Source organism: Mesorhizobium sp. B2-4-6 (assembly GCF_006442775.1).
Lineage (GTDB): Bacteria > Pseudomonadota > Alphaproteobacteria > Rhizobiales > Rhizobiaceae > Mesorhizobium.
This window is the reverse complement of record NZ_VFVI01000001.1, coordinates 728,117-746,998: the sequence shown is the minus strand read 5'-3', so window position 1 is coordinate 746,998 and position 18,882 is coordinate 728,117. Positions and strand designations below refer to the sequence as shown.

Here is an 18,882-nt window from a genome sequence, read left to right as displayed (position 1 = left end):
TTTGGCGCTGCCGCAGTTGCCGAGACTACTCATAAGTTGGCGCCGGCGCGGGAAAACTATGGATTTCTTCTGCGCGGATTAGGACGCGCCTAATCGCCCTTGCATGGATTAGCCTGCGATGAATCGGGGCTGAGCCAAATGCGACTTCAGGACCGCTACGGCGCGATGTAAACAGCCGGCTGCGGCAACGGAACAAGAGATATGGACAGCACCAGGATCCTCGAAAAGCTGATCGCCTTCCCGACGGTGAGCCGCGACTCGAACCTCGACCTCATCGGCTATGCGGCGGAGTTGCTCGGAGCGAGCGGCATCGCCAGCCAGATCATCCACAGCGCGGACGGCCACAAGGCCAATCTCTTTGCCACCATCGGACCGGCCGACAAGCCCGGCATCATGCTGTCCGGCCATACCGACGTCGTTCCCGTCGACGGCCAGAACTGGACCCTGCCGCCATTCGCGATGACCGAGCGCGACGGCAAGCTTTTCGGGCGCGGCGCGGCGGACATGAAGGGTTTCGTGGCCTCAGCTCTCGCGGCCTGTCTCAAGGCCCGGAAGACGGCGCTGCGCACGCCCTTGCACCTGGCGCTCTCCTACGACGAGGAAGTCGGATGTCTCGGCGTGCGCGACCTGATCGAAATGCTGAATGCAGCGCCCCAGCGGCCGCTGCTGTGCATCGTCGGCGAGCCGACCGACATGCAGGTGGCGACGGGGCACAAGGGCAAGCTTGCAGCGCGCGCTCTCTGCAAGGGACGCGAAGGCCATTCGGCGCTCGCCCCGCTGGCGCTCAACGCCATCCATCTCGGCTGCGACTTCGTGCGCGCCTTGCGCGACGAACAGGATCGGCTGGCCCGCGACGGCGCTCGCGACGGCGACTACGACATTCCCTACACGACCGTGCATGTCGGCAAGATCAATGCCGGCGTGGCGCTCAACATCGTGCCCAACCTTTGCCAGGTCGATTTCGAGATCCGCAACGTCGCCGCCGACGATGCCGCCGGCATTCTCGACAGGCTGCGCAGTGCTGCGGCGCGCATTGCCGCCGACGCTGCTTCGATCGCGCCCGAAGCGGCGATCGACATCGAGATCACCAACACCTATCCGGGTCTCGACACGCCGGCCGCTTCGGAAGCCGTCGCCTTCGTCAAATCGCTGACCGGCGCCAATAGCACCATGAAGGTCGCTTTCGGCACGGAAGGCGGCTTGTTCAGCCGCGATCTCGGCACGCCCGCCGTCGTCTGCGGACCGGGCTCGATGGCGCAGGGGCACAAGCCGGACGAATTCGTCAGCGTCGAACAGCTGCGGCGTTGCGACGAGATGCTGGAGAGGCTGCTGTCGCGCCTCGCCGACGGCTGGCCGTGATGTCGCTCACTTGACGATGCGTTCGGTGCCGAAAACGCCTTGCTCGACCACGAAGCGGCGGCAATGGTCGATGAAGGCCTGCACCGTCAGGGTGCGGTGCTCGGCGTTCGGCAGCGCGATGCCCATGGTCAGCGGCCGGAGGTCCCCCAGCAAGGGCACGAAGACCAGCAGCTTGCCGTCCGGCGACATGGTGTTGAGCGGCCGCATATTGGCGATGCCGTAGCCGAAGCCGTTGGCGACCATCGAGCGCATCACGGCGATGTCGCCGGTGCGCTCGACGATCCTGGGGCGCAGGCCCTGGAACGCCGAGAGGAAGTATTCCCGGCTGTAAGGCAGGTCGAGCAGCACCATCGGCTCGTCGACCAGTTCCTCGGGCGTGATACCCGCCCTCCCCGCCAGGCGATGCGCGGCCGGCAGCATCACATAGGCCGGCAACTGCATCAGCGGCTCGAAGGTCATGTCCTGCGACAATTCGAGGTCGTAGGTCAGTGCGGCGTCTATTTCGCCACGCTGCAGCATCTCGAACAACTGCCCCTGGTTGCGCTCGAACTGCCTGACGCGCACATCCGGATAAGCGTCCTCGAATTTCCGGCGCAGTGCCGGCAGCACGATCTGCGCGAAGGTCAGCAGGCAGCCGATCGCCAGCGGTCCGCGCACTTTTTCCGCGATATCGCCGGCAATGTCATGCAGCGCGTCGGCGTCGTTGAGCAGGCGCGCGGCTTCCTTGAGGAACAGGCGTCCGCCTGCAGTCAGCGCCAGGGCATGCGAGTGCTTGCGCACGAAGAGCTGGACGCCGAACTCCGCTTCGAGCTGGGCGATCGAGGCCGAGATCGAGGGCGGCGAGACATTGACCTGCTCGGCCGCCTTGGCAATCGAACCCGCTTCGCCGACGGCGACGAAGTATTCGAGCTGTCTGAGTGTGAAACGGAGCGGCATGGTCCTATGTTGCCGGTTTGCACCCGGTGATCAAGGTCACGGCCCTCAGTACTTGATCCAGGTGGTCTTCAGCGCCGTGTATTTGTCGAGCGCGTGCAGCGACAGGTCGCGACCGAAGCCGGACTGCTTGAAGCCGCCGAAGGGTGTCATCGGGCTCAGCGCATCGACGGTGTTCACCGAAACCGTGCCCACGCGCAACCGCTCCGCGATGCGGTGTGCCCGCGACAGGCTATCGGTCCAAAGCGATGCCGCCAGCCCGTAGATGCTGTCGTTGGCGATCTGAAGCGCCTCCTCTTCGGTGTCGAAGGCGATGACCGAAAGCACCGGGCCGAATATCTCGTCGCGGGCAAGCGGATCCTCAGGCGCAACATTGTCGAAGATGGTGGGCTGCACGAAGCTGCCGCGCCCGTCGACCGAGATCCGGCCGCCGCCGGTGACCAGCCGGGCCGACTTCCTGCCGCCGTCGATGAAACGCATGACGGTCGCGGCGTGCCGAGCGTCGACCATCGCCCCCATCCTGGATGCCGGATCGAGCGGGTCGCCGGGCTGGGTCGCCGCTGCGCGCTCGGCCAGCTTCTCGACCAGCACATCCTTGATGCCGCGCTCCACGAGAAGCCGGGAATTGGCCGAGCACACCTGGCCCTGGTTGAAGAAGATGCCGAAGGCGGCCCTGTCGGCCGCCGCGTTCAGGTCGGCGCAATCGGCGAACACCAGATTGGGGCTCTTGCCGCCAGTCTCCAGCCAGACCTGCTTCATGTTCGACTGGCCGGAATATTGCAGGAACAGCTTGCCCACGGCGGTGGACCCGGTGAAGGCGAGGCAATCGACGTCCATGTGCCGGCCAAGCGCCTGGCCGGCGGTCTCGCCGAGGCCGGGCACCACATTGAGCACGCCGGCGGGCAAGCCCGCCTCCATGGCGAGCTCCGCCAGCCTGAGCGCAGAGAAAGGCGATTGCTCGGCCGGTTTCAGCACCACCGAATTGCCCGCCGCCAGCGCCGGCGCGCATTTCCAGGTCGCCATGTCGAGCGGGAAATTCCACGGCACCACGGCACCCACGACGCCAAGCGGCTCGCGTCGTACCAGTGCCAAGTCGCCATGGCCGGTCGGCGCCACCTCGTCATAGACCTTGTCGATCGCCTCGGCATACCACTGGAAGATCGCCGCCGAGCCCGGCACGTCGATGGTGGCCGCGTCCTTGACCAGCTTGCCCATATCCAGCGATTCCAGCAGCGCGAGCTCCTGCAGGTTCTCGCGCAGCAGCTCCGCCAGCCTGAGCAGCACCTGCTTGCGATGCGCGGGGGCCATTCGCGACCATACGCCGGCCTCGAAGCTGCGCCGGGCAGCGGCGACGGCCAGATCGATGTCTTCTTCTCCGCAGGAAGCGACCTCGGCGAGCGTCGCTCCCGTGGCCGGATTGATGCTGGCGAAGGTACGGCCGGAGCGCGCGGGCACGGCCTTGCCGTCGATGAAGGCTTTGTCGCGAAAACGGATCGCGGACGCCTTGCCGATCCATTCCTTATGGCTGAGTTCGCTCATGCTGGCTCCAGACTGCCGGTACTACTCGTCACCGGGAACGCCATAGCTCGGCGCGCCGGATGGGTTGAGGGCGCGGGTCACGTAGGCATCGAGCTGGGGCTTGTAGATGTCCCACAGCCCTGCCAGTTGCTCAATCGGGCAGTCCTCGGTCCAGTCACAACGCAGGTCGGCGACGGGCCAGGACACATCGCGCACCAGCTTCATGCCGGCGGAGCGGACAGGCCCCGCTTCGCCGCCTGCTTTGAGCGCGGCGCGCATCGTGGCGATCAGCCGATCGCCGAGATCGCCTTCGGAGGCAAGGAAGGCGTCGACCATGGCACGCGGGATGCCGTCGTTTGCAAGCAGGTTGCCGCCGCAGGCCACGTCCTCGCCGCGCGCCTCGGCCCAGATGCCGAGCGCTTTCGGCCCGGAGTGGATCGCGCTGACGCCCGCGGCGTCGACAGCCAGTATCTGCCGGTATTCGATAAAAGCGCCCGTGCGCTTCAGGATGGCGACGGCCTCCGTGGCCGATGCGCCGCGCGCCATCAACTCCAGCGCCCGTGGCCCGAGCGTCGGGTCGGTGACGTTCTGGCTGGCGACCGCGCCGACGCCGGCTTGCGCGTAGGCGCAACGCGCCGCGACCGCCGGAGACGACGAGGACACCGCCACGCCGAACATGCCCGTGCGCCGGCACCGTGCAACGATGGAAAAGGTCATGGCGTTCAGTCCGGGATGACGGCGGTGCCGTCGATCTCGACCAGCCATTCCGGCCGCGCCAGGGCCGATACGACCAGCCCGGTGGAAACCGGATGGACGCCCTTGATGTACTCGCCCATCGTCCGGTAGACGGCTTCGCGGTGGCGGACGTCGGTGATGTAGATAACCACCTTCACCAGATGCTCCATCGTGCCGCCGCATTCCTCGATGAGCTGCCTGATGTTCTGCATGACCTTGTGGGTCTGCTCGACCGGATCGTGGCTGTCGATGTTCTTGGCCGTATCGAGGTCCTGCGGACACTGCCCACGCAGATAGACGGTCCGGCCGCCACGCGTGACGACCGCCTGGCAGAGATCATTGTCGAGCTTCTGCTCGGGATAGGTGTCCTTGGTATTGAATTTGCGAATTCGCGTATGCGCCATCTTGGTCTCCATAAGGGTCGGGCTCGCAGCTTTGGTCAGGCGTCCACGGGCTCGCGGGTCGCGGCGGCGTGATAGGCCAGATATTTGCGCTGCGTCGAAATACGGTCGGCCACATGCTTGGCATCGTGCCAGACGCCCCATATGAAGCTCGACCCTCTTCGCGACTGCCAGGGCAGTCCCAGGAAGTAGATCCCGGGCTCGACCGAGACGCCGCGCTGATGCCTTGGCCGGCCCTTCTCGTCGAAAGCGTCGACCTTCAGCCAACTGTAATCGACGGCAAAGCCCGTTGCCCAGATGATCGTCGCGACCCCGGCCTCGGCCAGGTCGAGTTCGCGGATCGGATTGGTCACGCAGTCCGGATCAGGGTCGATCTTGCGCAGAGCGGGTTCTTCCGGAAGGTCGAGACCGTTGCGGGCAACATAGGCGTCGGCTTCGTCCAGCAGCGACATCAGATTGGCGTCGCCGCGGGCAATGTTCTTTGCAAGGTCCGGCGCGAAGGTCATCACGCCGTCCTGGTACGTCTTTGTCATGCCGACGAGCGTAAGCCCCTGCGCGGCCAGACGGCGGAAATCGATCGTCTCGCCCCCGCGCGCGCCGCTGACCGCGATCGTGACATGTTCCGTGCCGGGTCCCGGGGTCTCCAAGTCCCATTTGCCGAGAACGCCCAGCCACCAGCAGAAGTCGCGACCGCGATAGGCGCGCGGCGGGCGATCGTGCGGGCCGACCGAGAGATAGACGTGCCTGCCTGAGCGCTGCAGCTCGTCGGCAATCTGCACGCCCGAGGATCCCGCGCCGACCACCAGCACCGCACCCTTTGGCAGCTGCGCCGGGTTGCGGTAGGCGCTGGAGTGGATTTGCAGGATGCCGGCATCTGCAGGAACGACGGGCGGGATGACGGGGACCTGGAAAGGTCCGGTCGCGGCAACAATGCTGTTGGCTTCGATCACGCCATGCGACGTCTCGACGCGAAATCCCGGACGGCCGACATTTCTCTGCACGAGCTTGACCTCCACGCCGCAGCGGATCGGCGCGTTGATCTGCTTTGCATAGGCGACGAAATAGTCGGCGACCTCCTCCTTGGAAGGAAAGCCATCGGGACCAGTCACGGGAAACTCCATGCCCGGAAACCGGTCATGCCAGGCCGGACCGTTGGCGACCAGGGAGTCCCACCGCTGCGAGCGCCAGCGTTCGGCGATCCGGCCGCGTTCGAGCACGAGATGAGGCACTCCGCATTTGCTCAGATGCTCGCTCATGGCCACCCCGGCCTGGCCGCCGCCGACGACGAGCGTGTCTACCTTCTCAACCGACATATCCACGTCTCTTTCGATAGGGCTTTCGCCGCTGCGATGGAGGTCCGGTTTGCTTTTAGTGACGGGCTGGCGGAGCGAAAATTATGATTTCATGTGTCAGTGCTTAGCTTATCCCTAAACGCTGGAACGGGATCGCCGAGGGGCACCCAATCCCGCCTCCGGACATCGGGAAAAGCTTAGGCGGACCCTAAGCAAGGGTGCTGGAAAAAATAATTCTTGCGCCTTGGATTTGGTGGTTCCCTACGTCAACCGCATCAGAGCGACGACCGCTGAGAGTGAAATGGCGCGAGAGACCCTTTATAAAAACGGCGCGCTATACACGGTCGATGCGGCGAATCCCGCTGCTGAGGCGATGCTGGTTCGCGGCGACCGCATCGTTGCTGTCGGCTCTTGGTCTTCCGTCAGGGCGCAGGCCTCGGCGAACGCCGAAATCGTCGATCTCCAGGGTCGGTTCGCAATGCCGGCCTTCATCGACTCCCATGTCCATTTTGCCTGGGGGAGCAAATATCTCGATGAAGTACGGTTACGCGAGGCAAAGACCTTTAGCGACGTCCTCGCCCGGTTGAAGGCCTATTCGCAAACCCATCCCGACCGCGCATGGATCGTGGGCAGCGAATTCAGTTACGGCTACCCCGATCTCCCCGAAGGCGGCTTCCACAAATCGCTTCTCGATCAGGTTGTTGCCGATCGCCCCGTTTTCTTCCGCTCCGGCATGGCGCACGCGGCCTGGGTGAACAGCAAGGCGCTGGAACTTGCCGGCATCACACGGGACACGCCCGACCCGGAAGGTGGCGAGATCGTGAGAGACGCGAGCGGCGAGCCGACCGGATGGTTGAAGGAGAGAGCCTGGTCCCAGCTTGAAACCCTGGTTCCCCAATCCTCGAAATCCGATATGCGATCGGCGCTGCTTCGCGCCATCAAGGAAGCAAACCGTTTGGGATTGTCGCGGGTCCAAAGCGCGGGGATGGATGACGAAGCAGTCCCCTTGCTGGCGGAGATATTCGCGAACGGTGAGCTTAGCCTGCGGTTCACGCTTTCGAGCATTGCAAACCCGGAGTCGAACCTCGACGAGGTGATTGCGCGCGTATCCGGATGGAGGGGTGACCTCGACCCTGATTTTCTCGACGGGCGCGTCATCAAATTCTTCCTGGACGGCGTGCTGGAATCCCACACCGGCTTCATGCCTCTGGGCTATGCCGACAAACCGGGCGAAACTGGAACATGCCTATGGAAGGCGACCGCCTACAACGCGGCCGTCAGCCGTGCGCAGCAGGAAGGATTTCAGGTCTGGACACACGCGATCGGGACGGGCGCCATCGAAATGGCCCTCGACGCCTATGCCGCGGACGGGGAACGCTCGCGGCAGCGCCGGCCGCGAGTGGAGCATTGCGAAATACCCACCGCGCGCGACATCGAGCGTTTTAGCGAGATAGGAGCGATAGCCAGCTTCCAGCCCGCCATGATCTATCCACGAGACCAATGGCTCGGAATGGAAGGGCTTTGGGAGGTGCGTGTCGGCTCCGGATCTCTTCCGCGGGCCTTTCCTGTTCGTTCCATCCTGGAGGCCGGCGGCGCCGTCGCCTTCGGAACCGATTGGCCCATCGTCGACCTCAATCCACTCATCGGCATTCGCAATGCGGTGTTGCGCCAGAGCCGGGACCACCAGCCGGAAGGCGGTTGGGTCCCTGAGCAGAGGATCAGCGTCGCGCAGGCGGTTCATGCCTATACGCTGGGGGCGGCCCTTGCCGGCCACCGGGAAAACGACGAGGGCAGTTTGGCGGCGGGAAAGCTCGCCGACTTCATCGTCCTTTCCGATGATCCGCTGCAGGTCGGGCCGGACAGAATCGCGGACATCAAGGTGCTGAAAACGATCGTCGGCGGCAGATCGGTCTGGGACGAACCCGCGGCTTGAGGCCGCGTCTTGAGGGTTGGATGGAAGCGGCTGAATTTGACTACATCATCGTCGGCGCGGGTTCGGCCGGTTGCGTGGTCGCCAATCGGCTGAGCGCTGATCCGTCGGTCAAAGTGTGCCTGATCGAGGCCGGCGGCAGCGACAACAACCTGCGGGTCAAGGTGCCGGCGGGTATCCTCTCGCTCTACGGCAACCCGGGCTACGATTATTGTTTCGTCGGCGTGCCGCAGCCGCATCTCAACAACCGCAGCATTCCGGTCAATCGGGGCAAGGCGCTGGGCGGATCGAGCTCGATCAACTCGATGGTCTATATTCGCGGCGCGGCCGATGACTATGACGAATGGGCAGGACTCGGCTGCGCCGGCTGGGCCTATCGCGACGTGCTGCCGGTGTTCAGGAAACTGGAGCGCAATCTGCTCGGACAGGACCCGCGCTATCATGGCGGCGACGGCGAATTGCTGGTCGACAATCCGCGCGATCCGAACCTGCTTTCCAGCATGTTCGTCAAGGCCGGCAGGAACGCCGGCCTGCCCGCCAACGCGGACTTCAATGCCGAAAGCCAGTTCGGCCTCGGAATCTACAACGTCACGCAGGACCGCGGACAGCGCTTCAGCAGCTTCAGCGCCTTCATGCGTCCGGTGCTCGATCGCAGGAACCTGACATTGCTCAGCGAATGCGAGGTGATCGATCTCGTCATTGCCGAGGGCCGCGCCATAGGGATGCGCGTGCGACACGAGGGCCAACAGAAGAGGCTCTCGGCCAGCCGTGAAATCGTGCTTTCGGCCGGCGCCATCAACTCGCCCAAGATCCTGATGGCCTCCGGGATCGGTCCGGCGGCTGAGCTGCAGCAGATCGGCATCACGCCGGTGCTCGACCGGCCCGGCGTCGGCAAGAACCTGCAGGACCATGTCGACGGCATGATCACGGTGCGCTCCAGGAGCACCAGGACGCTCGGCCTGTCGATCGCCAACCTGCCGCGCATGGCGGCGGCACCCTTCCAGTATTTCGCGCGCCGCAAGGGTATGCTCACCACCAACTATGTCGAAGCCGGCGGCTTCGCGAAGACCAGGCACGCGAACGGCCTTCCCGACATCCAGTTCCACTTCGTGCCGGGCTATCGCAGCCATCGCGGCAGGCTGATCGAATACGGCCACGGCTACGCCATTCACACCTGCGTGCTTCGGCCGAAAAGCCTGGGCGAGATCAAATTGTCGCGCGACAGTTCCCGCCGGGACGTCCTGATCGACCACCGCTTCTTCACGCATGAAGACGACGCCATGGTGCTTGTCGAAGGAATCAAGATCGCGCGCCAGATTTTTGCCTCGCCCGAGTTCGACGCGGTGCGCGGCACGGAGATGCTGCCGGGCAAAGATGTCCGCAGCGACGACGAGATCCTCGCCTATCTGCGCGCCGAGGCGCTGACGGTTTATCACCCCGTCGGAACCTGCAAGATGGGAACCGACGATATGGCTGTCGTCGATCCGGCGACGCTCAAGGTGCGCGGCGTGGACGGGCTGCGGATCGCCGATGCCTCGGTCATGCCGAAGCTGATCGGCGGCAACACCAACGCGCCAAGCATGATGATCGGGCAGAAGGCTTCGGAGATGATCCTCGGCTCGGCGCATCGCGGCCAAAACGTAGAAGATCGCCTCGGCCTTTGACGTTTGAGGGCAGTTCAGCGTTTGCACGCAGGACTACCCCCAACCATTTGTGATTGCTTGAGATTGCTCTTGAAGCGCGTCACGCGCTTAGGTCTCTGTCTATGGATGTCGTTCGCCCAAAACCGCCGCGCGGTTTTGGGCGACATGCATTAGTGATCCTCGTCGATCTCGTCGTGCAGGAGGCCGAGGATGCGGCGCTTGAGCGCGATGAAGTCGGGTTCGAGGATCACGTCCATCGAGCGCGGCCGCGGGATGTCGACCTTGATCTCGGCCTTGATCTTGCCGGGCCTGGCCGTCATCACCAGAACGCGATCGCCGAGCACCAGCGCCTCGTCGATGTCGTGGGTGACGAACAGCACCGTTTTCTGCTGCCGCTCCCAGACCCGCAACAGCAGTTTCTGCATGGTGCCGCGCGTCTGGCTGTCGAGCGCGCCGAACGGCTCGTCCATCAAGAGGACGGCCGGATCATTGGCGAGCGCGCGGGCGATCGCCACGCGCTGCTTCATGCCGCCCGAGAGCTGCGCCGGATAGTGGTCGGCAAAGGGTGCCAGGCCGACCTCGTTGAGATACTGGTCGACGATCTGCTTGCGCTGCTCCGCCGGCAGGCCCTTGCGCTTCGGCCCGTATTCGATGTTGGCGCGCACCGTGAGCCAGGGAAACAAGGTGTAGCTCTGGAACACCATCCCTCTGTCGGGACCCGGTTCGATCACCTCCCTGCCGTCCACCTTGATGGTGCCGGAGGTCGCGTCATTGAGGCCGGCGGCGAGATAAAGCAGGCTGGATTTGCCGCATCCCGAAGGGCCGACGATGACGCAGAATTCGTTCTTCGCCACCTTCAGCGACACATCGTCCAGCGCCAGCACGCCGTTGGCGTCGCCATAGCGCAGCGTCACGTCCTCGATGGCCATCGTGGTGCCGGTCGCATGCGGATCGCCGGTCGCATGGGCCGTGCCGGCCGGAGTGTTCGCCTTGACGGTTTCGGTCATCACTACCCTTGATCCGGCTGCGGTTTGCGAGGATGCGTTCAACATCAAGGTGCCCATGGTGCGACCCTTGCCCGGAGAATGCGGAATGCCGTGTCGGTGATCAGGCCGAGAAGCCCGATCGCGGCGATCGCCATGAAGATCACATCGACCTGGAAGCCACGCATCGCCTTGAGGCTGATATAGCCGAGGCCGCTCGACGCCGCGACGAGTTCCGCCACGACGAGATATGTCCAGGCCCAGCCCATGGTGACGCGAAGTGTGTCGAGTATCGAGGGAAGCGCTGCAGGAAAAATGACGTGCCACACCGCCTCTGAGCGCTTGGTGCCCAACGTGTAGGAGGCGTTGACCAGATCCCTGGACACGCCGCGCGCGCAGTCGGAGATCATCACCAGCTGCTGGAAGAATGTGCCGAAGAAGATGACCGCGATGCGCTGCTCGATGCCGATGCCGATCCAAAGGATGAACAGCGGCACGAAGGAGGTTACCGGCAGGTAGCGGATGAAATTGACCAGCGGCTCCAGCGGCGCCTGCACCGCCCGGTAGGTCCCCATCCACAGTCCCAGCGGCACCGCGATCAATGAGGATACGATGAAGCCTAGAAGCACCACCTTGGCGCTGGTCAAAGTGTGGTAGAAGAGGCTGCCGTCCAGCGACATGCGATAGGTCGTCTGCAGCACCGTTCCGGGCGTCGGCAGGAACATGTTCGGCACCACGCGGCCATAGGACAGCAACGCCCAGCCGCCGATCACGACCACCCACATCGCCAGCGCGAGTGTCGTTGCCGTGCTGGCGGGGATGTTGGCGAATGGGGTCGTCAGGCGTGTCCACGCCGTCCGCCTTTGTGCCATAAGATGGCCTCCGTTGATTTTAGAGCAATTCCACCAAAAGTGAGGGCGGTTTTCCGTTCGGAATTGCGTCAAAACAAGAGATAGAAAGGTTCGCCGTTTCGGTGAAACGGTGAACCGACCCAGGCGCGAAGCTCAGGCGTTCGAGAAACCGGGATCGGCCCGGGCGGGCCGACCCCGACGATCCCGAAGGCTCACTGTTCCTTGATGAAATCGGTGTCGAGGATGGTCTTCGAGTCGATCGTCATCTTGAGCTTGCCGGCCTTGCCCCAGATGTCCTGCGCGAAGTTCACCAGGTCGGACGCTTCGCTCTTCTCCGGCGTGCCGAAGAACTCCAGGTTGCGGGCGCGGTCGTAATAGCGCACGCCCTGGGCGCCGGCCGCGAAATCCTCAGGCTTCTCGAGATAGCCGCCAATGCCCTTGGCCATGATCTCATAGGCCTTTTCCGGGTTGGCCTTGATGTAGTCGACCGCCTTGTAATAGCCCTTGATGAGGGCCTTCACGTCCTCGGGGTGCTTCTCGATCAGGTCGCATTTGAGCGCGATCACATCGACGATCAGGCCAGGCGTGGTCGTGGAATCGATCAGCACCTTGCCCTTTCCGCCCTTGCGGACTTCGGTGAGGTGCGGCTCCCAGGTCACGGCGGCGGGAACCTGGCCGGCGATGAACGCGGTCGCCGCGTCGTCGGCGGTCATGTTGGTGACGCTGACATCGTCCTCGGTCATGCCTTCCTTTTTCAGGAGCACGTTGAACCAGAATTCGGAAACAGAGCCCTCGTTCAGGGCGACGGGCTGGCCTTTCAAATCCTTGAGCGATTTGACGTCGGCCTGCGTGACGACACCGTCGCCGCCATGGCTGTCGTCAAGCGCCACCACGTATTTGAAGCAGAGCTCGTCCGAGCGGTACTTCATCAGCTCGTCGACGGTGGAGGCGGCGCCGTCGAGATCGCCGCCGGCCACCGCCGCCATGTAAAGCGCTGATTCTTCGATGACTTTCAGGTCGACATCGACGCCGGCCTCCTTGAAGTAGCCAAGGTCGCGGGCAAGGAACAGCGGCCCGTAGCCCACCCAGGTGGTCATGCCGAGGCGAATGGCGCCGGCGTTGGCGGGAGCGGCAAGCCCCAGGCCCAGCAGGCCCGCGCTGACCGCGGTCATCAGGCGATTTCGGAATGTCTTCATTATCGTGGTTCCCCTATGGCTGTTACCGGCATCGACCTCGTTCGAGTGGCGTATGCCAGGCTGTCGTTTCGGCAGCCGCTCTCTTGTTATGCGTCGCCCTCCCAGGCGGGCCTTGTTCTAGGTCCCGTAAGAGAGCATCCGGCCCGGATCGCAAAAAGAAGTCTTTTTCTGTCCTTTGCTTCGCCGAAACCGAAGCAGCGGGCTGAGCTTGACCGATGAGCTTGAACAGACGGCGCAAAGCGACGGCGGTTCCGCTGGCGCCGGCAGATGCGCCAATGACCGTGGACGGCTTGCTGACCAAGAGGCCTTGCAAGTAGGACGGTTCACCCAAGATGAATCGCTTGGACGAGCTTTTGCCAGCTCGAGCACCGATTTCCTGTTGCCAATCTGGGCGGAATTTTATGCGCGCACACGACAATGCCGGGGTGAGCTCGATGGGCTCAAAAGCGGAGAGGCGCGCCTGAGCCTACCCGCCGGCTGCCCAAAGGGTACCCTCACCTTGGCGATAGCGCCTTTTGTCCTTTGTCGGTTTAAGCGCCGCTCAGGCCCGGAATCGCTGCCAGATCGATCTCGGTGATGTGCCAGCGGCCAAGGTTTGCGGTGTAGAGCTTGTCTCCCTTGAAGGCGACGTTGGTGGGATGCGCCAGCGTCGTCGCCGCCGGATCCTCGATCAGCACTTCGAGACCTTGCTCCTTTCGCCAGCGGTAGATGCGGCTCGGCTCGTAGCATGAGATCAGCAGCGAGCCATCGCGAGCGAAGGCGACACCATCGGGAACGTTGCGCACGCCTTCGACCACGACCTCACGGCCCCCAGCACTGTCATCGCCAAGGATCGGCACGAAGCTGACGCAAGACGCGTTGCTTTCCACCACGTAGAGGCCGTTGCCATCCGGCGCCATGGCCATGCCATTGGCGAACGACATCGGCTCCTGAAACCACAGGCCGCCCTCGCCCGTCTTGAGATCGTAACGGAAGATGCCCGAGCGATTGTCCTGGCCGACGCTGTCCGAAACGAAGAGCCAGCCTCTCGCCTCGTCGACGATCGGATAGTTGGGCACGCGGATACCGGACGAAGCAAAGCGCGTCATGCGACCTGTCGCGGAATCCCAGCGGAAGATCGCGGCATGCCTGAGATCGCAGGCAAAGCAGTTGCCGGCACGGTCGAAGGCAATGCCGAGCAGAAAACCGTCGGTGCCGCCCATGCGCTCGACCGAGCCGCCGTCGGCCGCCAGCCTCAGCAGATCGCCGGCTTCGGTGCCGCACCAGATCGATCCGTCGCGATGGACCGCCACGCCCTCCGGATGCGCGACGCGCGGATTGGTGAAGATGCCGTCGAAAAAGACGCGGGCGGCGGACATGTCGAGCAACGGCTTTGCCATGGAACGCTCCTCAGCTTGCGGCAGGCGAGCTCTGCGCGGCGATGCAGCGCTCGACCATCGCGCGGTCGGCCGCGAGGATTTCGGCGATCAGCGCGCCGCGCTCCTTGGCGCTGACGAATTCCAGACGACGCAGGCCAAGCGGGTCGATGCGGTTTCGCAGCACGGCAAGCGTATCGCTGGAGGGCGCCGGCACCTCGTGGCAATCGGCGTCGAATGTCACCGCAAAGCCGGTTGCATCGCGGATTTGCTGGCGCGTGATTCCGGGCATGGTCTCGACGACGGTCAATTCCCGCGATGTCTGGTCGAGCCGGAAGACGCAGAGATCGGTGAAGACCAGAGCCTTGCCTGTCCGATAGCCCATCGGCTCGCGTTCGGCCGGCGTCAGCAGCCCGCGGGCGGAACTTGCGATCTCGACCGCGTCCACCAGCGACTGGACCGAATGACGTGGGACATAGAGCAGGTAGTCGCGATGCATGTTGGCGACGTCGGCCATGCCGCCCTGCCCGGGTAGCCGGATGAGGCCGCCGCTCGGCTTGCGCAAGGCGATGGTGTTGACGCCGCCGCGCCGGTCGACCTGCGCCGCGCCGACGATCTCATGCGTCACCGCCCCCGCCTGGTAATAGGTCGAATAGGTATCGTCGCCGCCGGCATGAGCCACGGCCGTCTCGCAATCGAGGCTTTCGATCAGCGACAGCACCATTGGACTCGGCGCGATGTCGAGGTGGCCGCAGCTCATCGTCGCGATGATCATGTCCGGCGCGTGCGTCGCCTTGGCCAGCCGGTAGGCGACATTGGCGAGCGGCGACACTGCGCCGGCGCTGGCGAAGCTCTCATTGTCGAGTTCGGCGGCGATGCGCGCCGCAATGATCTCGTCGACGGATGCTTCCCCCTCGTCCTGCGCCAATGCAGGCATCGCAAGGACCGTCTCGGCGGTGACCTTGGCTGCTTTTTGAAGCCGTTCCGGCAGGCCGGCCGCTGGTACGCGGAGCTTTTCCGACAAAGCTGCATCCTTGGTCGCGAATGCCTCCGACAATGCCGGATAGTCGGTGACGTAGAACGGCAGGCACGAGGCTGGATAGGCGCCGCCCGGCGCCAGGGCGATCGCCGAAACCTGGTTGCGCGTGAGGATGCTCTGGCGACCGTCCCGCCGCAGCGCTCCGACCGGAACGATCTCCTCGACCGTGACCAGCACCTGGCGCGACGCGCCCGCCATGGCGAAGTCCAGCGCCCGCGGCCCGATGATCTCGACATTGCCGCTTTCGTCGGCGCGCTGGGCGTGGACGACAAACGTATCGAGCCTGAGCGGCGGGACGAACCCCGTATCGGTCCCGGCAAGCGGAGCGGGCCTGGCGACCGCACCCGGCACGCGCGCCAGCATGTCGGAGCCCTGAGGCAACTGGAACGGCATCGACGGCAGGTTCTGCTGAGCCGCCCGCAGCGCCTGGATCATGGCCAGAGCCGTCCAGTCGCGGACGGGGATCGCGCCGTTCTCGGCCGCCGCGCGGAACCTCGGCGGCAGCCCGAAGATGTCGAGGCTGGAAAAGCACAGCTCGATTTCCGCCACCGCGCCCGCCTCGAGCAGCAGCTCGAGCGGCAAGCCGCCAGCCCAGGAAACGTAACGCAGTTCCTTGACGCCGGACCTGGTGATCGCGCGCAGCAAGGCGACCGGCAGCCGGGCGAAGTGGTGGCCGCCGACGCCGAACGCGTCGCCGTGGCCGACCATCGCCGCCAGCCCCTCGATATCGGTGAAGCGGGGCCGGTTCGACTTGACGAGGGAAACTGACCTGCGATCTGTCACAGCGCCGAGCCGCTGCACGGTCAGTGCGCCATGCGCACAGCCGAGGCCGCGATAATCGTCGCCACCACTCATGAGCCGGCCTTCTTCACGGCGCTCCTCTCGGCAAACTCCTTGACTCGCCGCTGGCCGATTTCGCTGCGGTAGAGACCGCCCAATATGTTGCGCTCCATGGCAAGGCCATCGGCCAGATCGCCGGACACGGCATGGGCCGTCAGGGCCTTCAGGCCTTCGATCGCGGCAGCAGGCTCGGCGGCGATCATTCCGGCTAGTTCCAGCGCGCGCGGCATCAGCCTTTCGACATCGACGATCTCGTTGACGAGTCCGGCGCTTACGAATTCGGAGGCGGGCACGATGGCGCCGGTCATCAGCAGTAGATTGGCGCGGTTGCGGCCGAGCTTGGCGACGCTGCGTTGCGTGCCGCCACCGCCGGGGACCAGCCCGAGCTTGATTTCCGGCAAGCCGAGTTTCGCGAACTGGTTGGCGATCACGATGTCGCAGCACAGCACCAGCTCCATGCCGCCGCCCAGCGCGAAGCCGTTGACCGCGGCGATCACCGGCTTGCGGTTGTTCTCGATCGCCGCATACATGCGCGTCCCGGCAGCCTGGAACGTGTCGAACTCGGCGGCGGTCTGCGCGGCGTATTCCTTGATGTCGGCGCCGGCCATGAAACCGCGCCCCTCGCCGGTTACCACGATCGCGCCGACGCTCGCATCAGAGGACAGCGCCTCGAACGCCCCCGTGATCTCGCCTTGCATGATCCGGTTCATGGCGTTGAGCTGGTCGGCGCGGCGGAAGGTGACGACCGCGACCCGGCCCTGGGTTTCGACCGTGAGTGTCTGATAGGCGCGCATCCTCAGGCCGCGTCCACGGTCATGTCGCCCGACGCTTCGAGTGCTGCGATCTCGTCCTTCGACAGACCGAACTCGGCCAGGATCTCGCGGCCATGCTGGCCGACCAGCGGCGCCGGTCGCTCGATGGTCGCGGGCGTCTCGCTCATCTTGACCGCTGGCGCCACCACCTTCACCTTGCCGCCGCGCGGATGCTCGTAGCTGGTGATCATGCCCATATGCATGACCTGCGGGTCTTCCGCCGCGCGACGAATGTCCTTCACCTCGGCGCACCAGATGTCGGCCTTGAGCAGCCGCGCCAAGAGGTCCTGCGTGGCGAATTTCTTCGTCTCGGCGTTGACTTTCTCGAACACCTCGTCGCGCTTGTCGAACAAGGTCTTGAGGTCGTCATAGACGGCGAGCTGCGGCGCCTCAAGCACCTCGTAAAGCGTCTTGAACGGGCTCATGGCGATCGACACATAGCCGCCGTCCTTGGTCTCGTAGATGCCGAACGGCGCCTGCATGCCGGGATGGCCGATGCCGGAATTCGGCCGCACGAAATCCTCGCCGAGATTGAGCACGGCGACATATTCCTGGTTGAGGTGCGCGAGCAGGCCGGCCAGCAGATTGACCTCGATCTTCTGGCCCTTGCCGGTCTTCTCGCGATAATAGAGCGCCGACAATATGCCATAGACCATGTTCATGGCGCCGATCTGGTCGGCCAGGCCAGCGCCTGCCGGCACCGGCGCCTGATCACCGCGGCCGGTGTTGGCGATCAGCCCCGCCAGTCCCTGGATCAGCATGTCTTGTCCGGGACGCTCGACATAGGGGCCCTCCTCGCCATAGCCGGAACCCGAGCAATAGATGATGCGCGGGTTGACGGCCTTGAAGTCCTCGTAGCCGTAACCGAGCTTGGCCAGCACGCCGGGGCGGAAATTCTGCACCACCACGTCCGCGCTCTTCGCCATCTCCATGATGACGGCATGCACCTTGCGGCTTTTCAGGTTGAGCGCGATCGAGCGCTTGTTGCGGTTCCAGGCGAGGAAGTTCGGGCTCTCGGAGCCGCCGACCCATTTGGCGAAGAAGGTCATGCCGCGGAACATGTCGCCGGCGCCGGCGCGCTCGATCTTGATGACATCGGCGCCCATGTCGCCCAGCAGCTGCGTGGCGAACGGCCCCTGCAGCAGATGGCTGAAATCGAGGATACGGACGCCTTCGAGGGCCTTGTTCATTTCATGTCTCGTTTCGTTTTCAAAGCAGTTCGGGAACGTAGCGAGGCGCCGCGGTCAGCCCGCCATCGACGCGCAGGTCGGTGCCGGTGGTGAAGCCGGCCGCATCGGATGCCAGATAGACCGCGGCCTCGGCCACTTCGGAAGGCTCGCCGATGCGGCCGAGCGGATGCATCTTGACCCAGGCCTTGGCGAGATTGCCGCCGATCTCCTTGATCAGCCTGTCGTTCATCGGCGTGTTGATGGTGCCCGGCGAGATCGAGTTGACGCGGATGTTCATTGGACCGAACTCGACCGCCATCTGGCGCGTCATCGCCATCACCGCGCCCTTGGCGCCGGCATAGGCGGTCCACCCATCGAGGCCGATATGGCCCTGCGCCGAGGCCATGTTGATGATCGAGCCGGACTTCTGCGCGATCATATGCGGCAGCGCGTATTTGCAGCCGCGGAACACGCTGGTCAGGTTGACCGCGATCAGCCGGTGCCATTGCTCGTCGGTCATCTCGTGCACCGGCATGCCGCCGATGGCGATGGCGGCGTTGTTGACCAGGACGTCGAGATGTCCGGTGTTCTTCACCGCGCTGTCGATCAGGCCGGCGATATCGGCTTCCTGGGAGACGTCGCAATGGACATAGTCGGCGCGGCGGCCGGCCGCGCGAAGTGCCGCGGCGAACGCCTCGCCGGCCTCATCGGCGATGTCGCCGAGGAAGACATGCGCCCCTTCCCGCGCCATCGCCTCGGCGATCGCGTGGCCGATGCCGTCGGCCGCACCCGTGATGACTGCGGTTTTTCCTTCAAGACGAGCCAT

The 18,882-nt window shown here is 64.5% G+C and carries 16 protein-coding genes; 3 read left to right on the top strand and 13 right to left on the bottom strand.

The genetic code is table 11. The annotated features are described in order from the left end of the window. Positions 1 to 201: 201 nt before the first annotated feature. Positions 202 to 1,359: an acetylornithine deacetylase gene (argE, locus tag FJ957_RS03600; RefSeq protein ID WP_140828611.1), complete on the top strand. Its 1,158-nt coding sequence runs from the start codon at positions 202 to 204 to the stop codon at positions 1,357 to 1,359. A gap of 6 nt (positions 1,360 to 1,365) precedes the next feature. Here the strand turns inward: argE and FJ957_RS03595 are convergent, their stop codons facing one another. The 5 genes from FJ957_RS03595 to FJ957_RS03575 are packed head-to-tail and all read right to left on the bottom strand — an operon-like array spanning position 1,366 to position 6,259. After that, positions 1,366 to 2,295: a LysR family transcriptional regulator gene (locus FJ957_RS03595; RefSeq protein WP_140783571.1), complete on the bottom strand. Its 930-nt coding sequence runs from the start codon at positions 2,293 to 2,295 to the stop codon at positions 1,366 to 1,368. Between the two features lie 45 nt (positions 2,296 to 2,340). After that, positions 2,341 to 3,831 carry an aldehyde dehydrogenase gene (locus FJ957_RS03590; RefSeq protein WP_140828610.1) on the bottom strand — a complete coding sequence of 497 codons (1,491 nt, stop codon included), beginning with the start codon at positions 3,829 to 3,831 and terminating at the stop codon, positions 2,341 to 2,343. A 21-nt stretch (positions 3,832 to 3,852) separates the two neighbouring features. After that, positions 3,853 to 4,527 carry a DUF1028 domain-containing protein gene (locus FJ957_RS03585; RefSeq protein ID WP_140828607.1) on the bottom strand — a complete coding sequence of 225 codons (675 nt, stop codon included), beginning with the start codon at positions 4,525 to 4,527 and terminating at the stop codon, positions 3,853 to 3,855. Between the two features lie 5 nt (positions 4,528 to 4,532). Beyond that, positions 4,533 to 4,949, bottom strand: a complete 417-nt coding sequence (locus tag FJ957_RS03580; protein WP_140640275.1) for a RidA family protein — start codon at positions 4,947 to 4,949, stop codon at positions 4,533 to 4,535. 35 nt (positions 4,950 to 4,984) lie between these two features. Beyond that, positions 4,985 to 6,259: an NAD(P)/FAD-dependent oxidoreductase gene (locus tag FJ957_RS03575; protein ID WP_140828604.1), complete on the bottom strand. Its 1,275-nt coding sequence runs from the start codon at positions 6,257 to 6,259 to the stop codon at positions 4,985 to 4,987. 280 nt (positions 6,260 to 6,539) lie between these two features. On the opposite strand from FJ957_RS03575, the gene FJ957_RS03570 reads away from it, so the two are divergent. Together FJ957_RS03570 and FJ957_RS03565 are read left to right on the top strand one after the other, a co-directional pair. Further along, positions 6,540 to 8,171 carry an amidohydrolase gene (locus FJ957_RS03570; protein WP_140828602.1) on the top strand — a complete coding sequence of 544 codons (1,632 nt, stop codon included), beginning with the start codon at positions 6,540 to 6,542 and terminating at the stop codon, positions 8,169 to 8,171. Between the two features lie 20 nt (positions 8,172 to 8,191). Next, complete coding sequence (locus tag FJ957_RS03565; protein ID WP_140828600.1) at positions 8,192 to 9,832, top strand: GMC family oxidoreductase N-terminal domain-containing protein; 1,641 nt, start codon at positions 8,192 to 8,194, stop codon at positions 9,830 to 9,832. Positions 9,833 to 9,981: 149 nt separating this feature from the next. Here the strand turns inward: FJ957_RS03565 and FJ957_RS03560 are convergent, their stop codons facing one another. The 8 genes from FJ957_RS03560 to FJ957_RS03525 form a co-directional block, all read right to left on the bottom strand. After that, a complete protein-coding gene (locus FJ957_RS03560; protein WP_210239423.1) occupies positions 9,982 to 10,740 on the bottom strand; it encodes an ABC transporter ATP-binding protein in 759 nt (252 codons plus the stop codon). 122 nt (positions 10,741 to 10,862) lie between these two features. Continuing rightward, positions 10,863 to 11,666 carry an ABC transporter permease gene (locus FJ957_RS03555; protein ID WP_140828597.1) on the bottom strand — a complete coding sequence of 268 codons (804 nt, stop codon included), beginning with the start codon at positions 11,664 to 11,666 and terminating at the stop codon, positions 10,863 to 10,865. A gap of 191 nt (positions 11,667 to 11,857) precedes the next feature. Further along, positions 11,858 to 12,841: an ABC transporter substrate-binding protein gene (locus FJ957_RS03550; protein WP_140828595.1), complete on the bottom strand. Its 984-nt coding sequence runs from the start codon at positions 12,839 to 12,841 to the stop codon at positions 11,858 to 11,860. A gap of 530 nt (positions 12,842 to 13,371) precedes the next feature. Then, the gene (locus FJ957_RS03545) at positions 13,372 to 14,220 is read right to left on the bottom strand and encodes an SMP-30/gluconolactonase/LRE family protein (RefSeq protein ID WP_140828593.1); all 849 of its coding nucleotides are present in this window, start codon (positions 14,218 to 14,220) and stop codon (positions 13,372 to 13,374) included. Positions 14,221 to 14,230: 10 nt separating this feature from the next. After that, positions 14,231 to 16,090: a CoA-transferase gene (locus FJ957_RS03540; RefSeq protein ID WP_181180487.1), complete on the bottom strand. Its 1,860-nt coding sequence runs from the start codon at positions 16,088 to 16,090 to the stop codon at positions 14,231 to 14,233. Then, positions 16,087 to 16,869 carry an enoyl-CoA hydratase/isomerase family protein gene (locus tag FJ957_RS03535; protein WP_140828591.1) on the bottom strand — a complete coding sequence of 261 codons (783 nt, stop codon included), beginning with the start codon at positions 16,867 to 16,869 and terminating at the stop codon, positions 16,087 to 16,089. Before FJ957_RS03535 ends, FJ957_RS03540 begins: the two co-directional genes overlap by 4 nt. A gap of 2 nt (positions 16,870 to 16,871) precedes the next feature. Beyond that, on the bottom strand, positions 16,872 to 18,077 hold the full coding sequence (locus FJ957_RS03530) for a CaiB/BaiF CoA-transferase family protein (protein ID WP_140828589.1): 1,206 nt from the start codon (positions 18,075 to 18,077) through the stop codon (positions 16,872 to 16,874). A 19-nt stretch (positions 18,078 to 18,096) separates the two neighbouring features. Next, positions 18,097 to 18,882 carry an SDR family oxidoreductase gene (locus tag FJ957_RS03525; protein ID WP_140828587.1) on the bottom strand — a complete coding sequence of 262 codons (786 nt, stop codon included), beginning with the start codon at positions 18,880 to 18,882 and terminating at the stop codon, positions 18,097 to 18,099.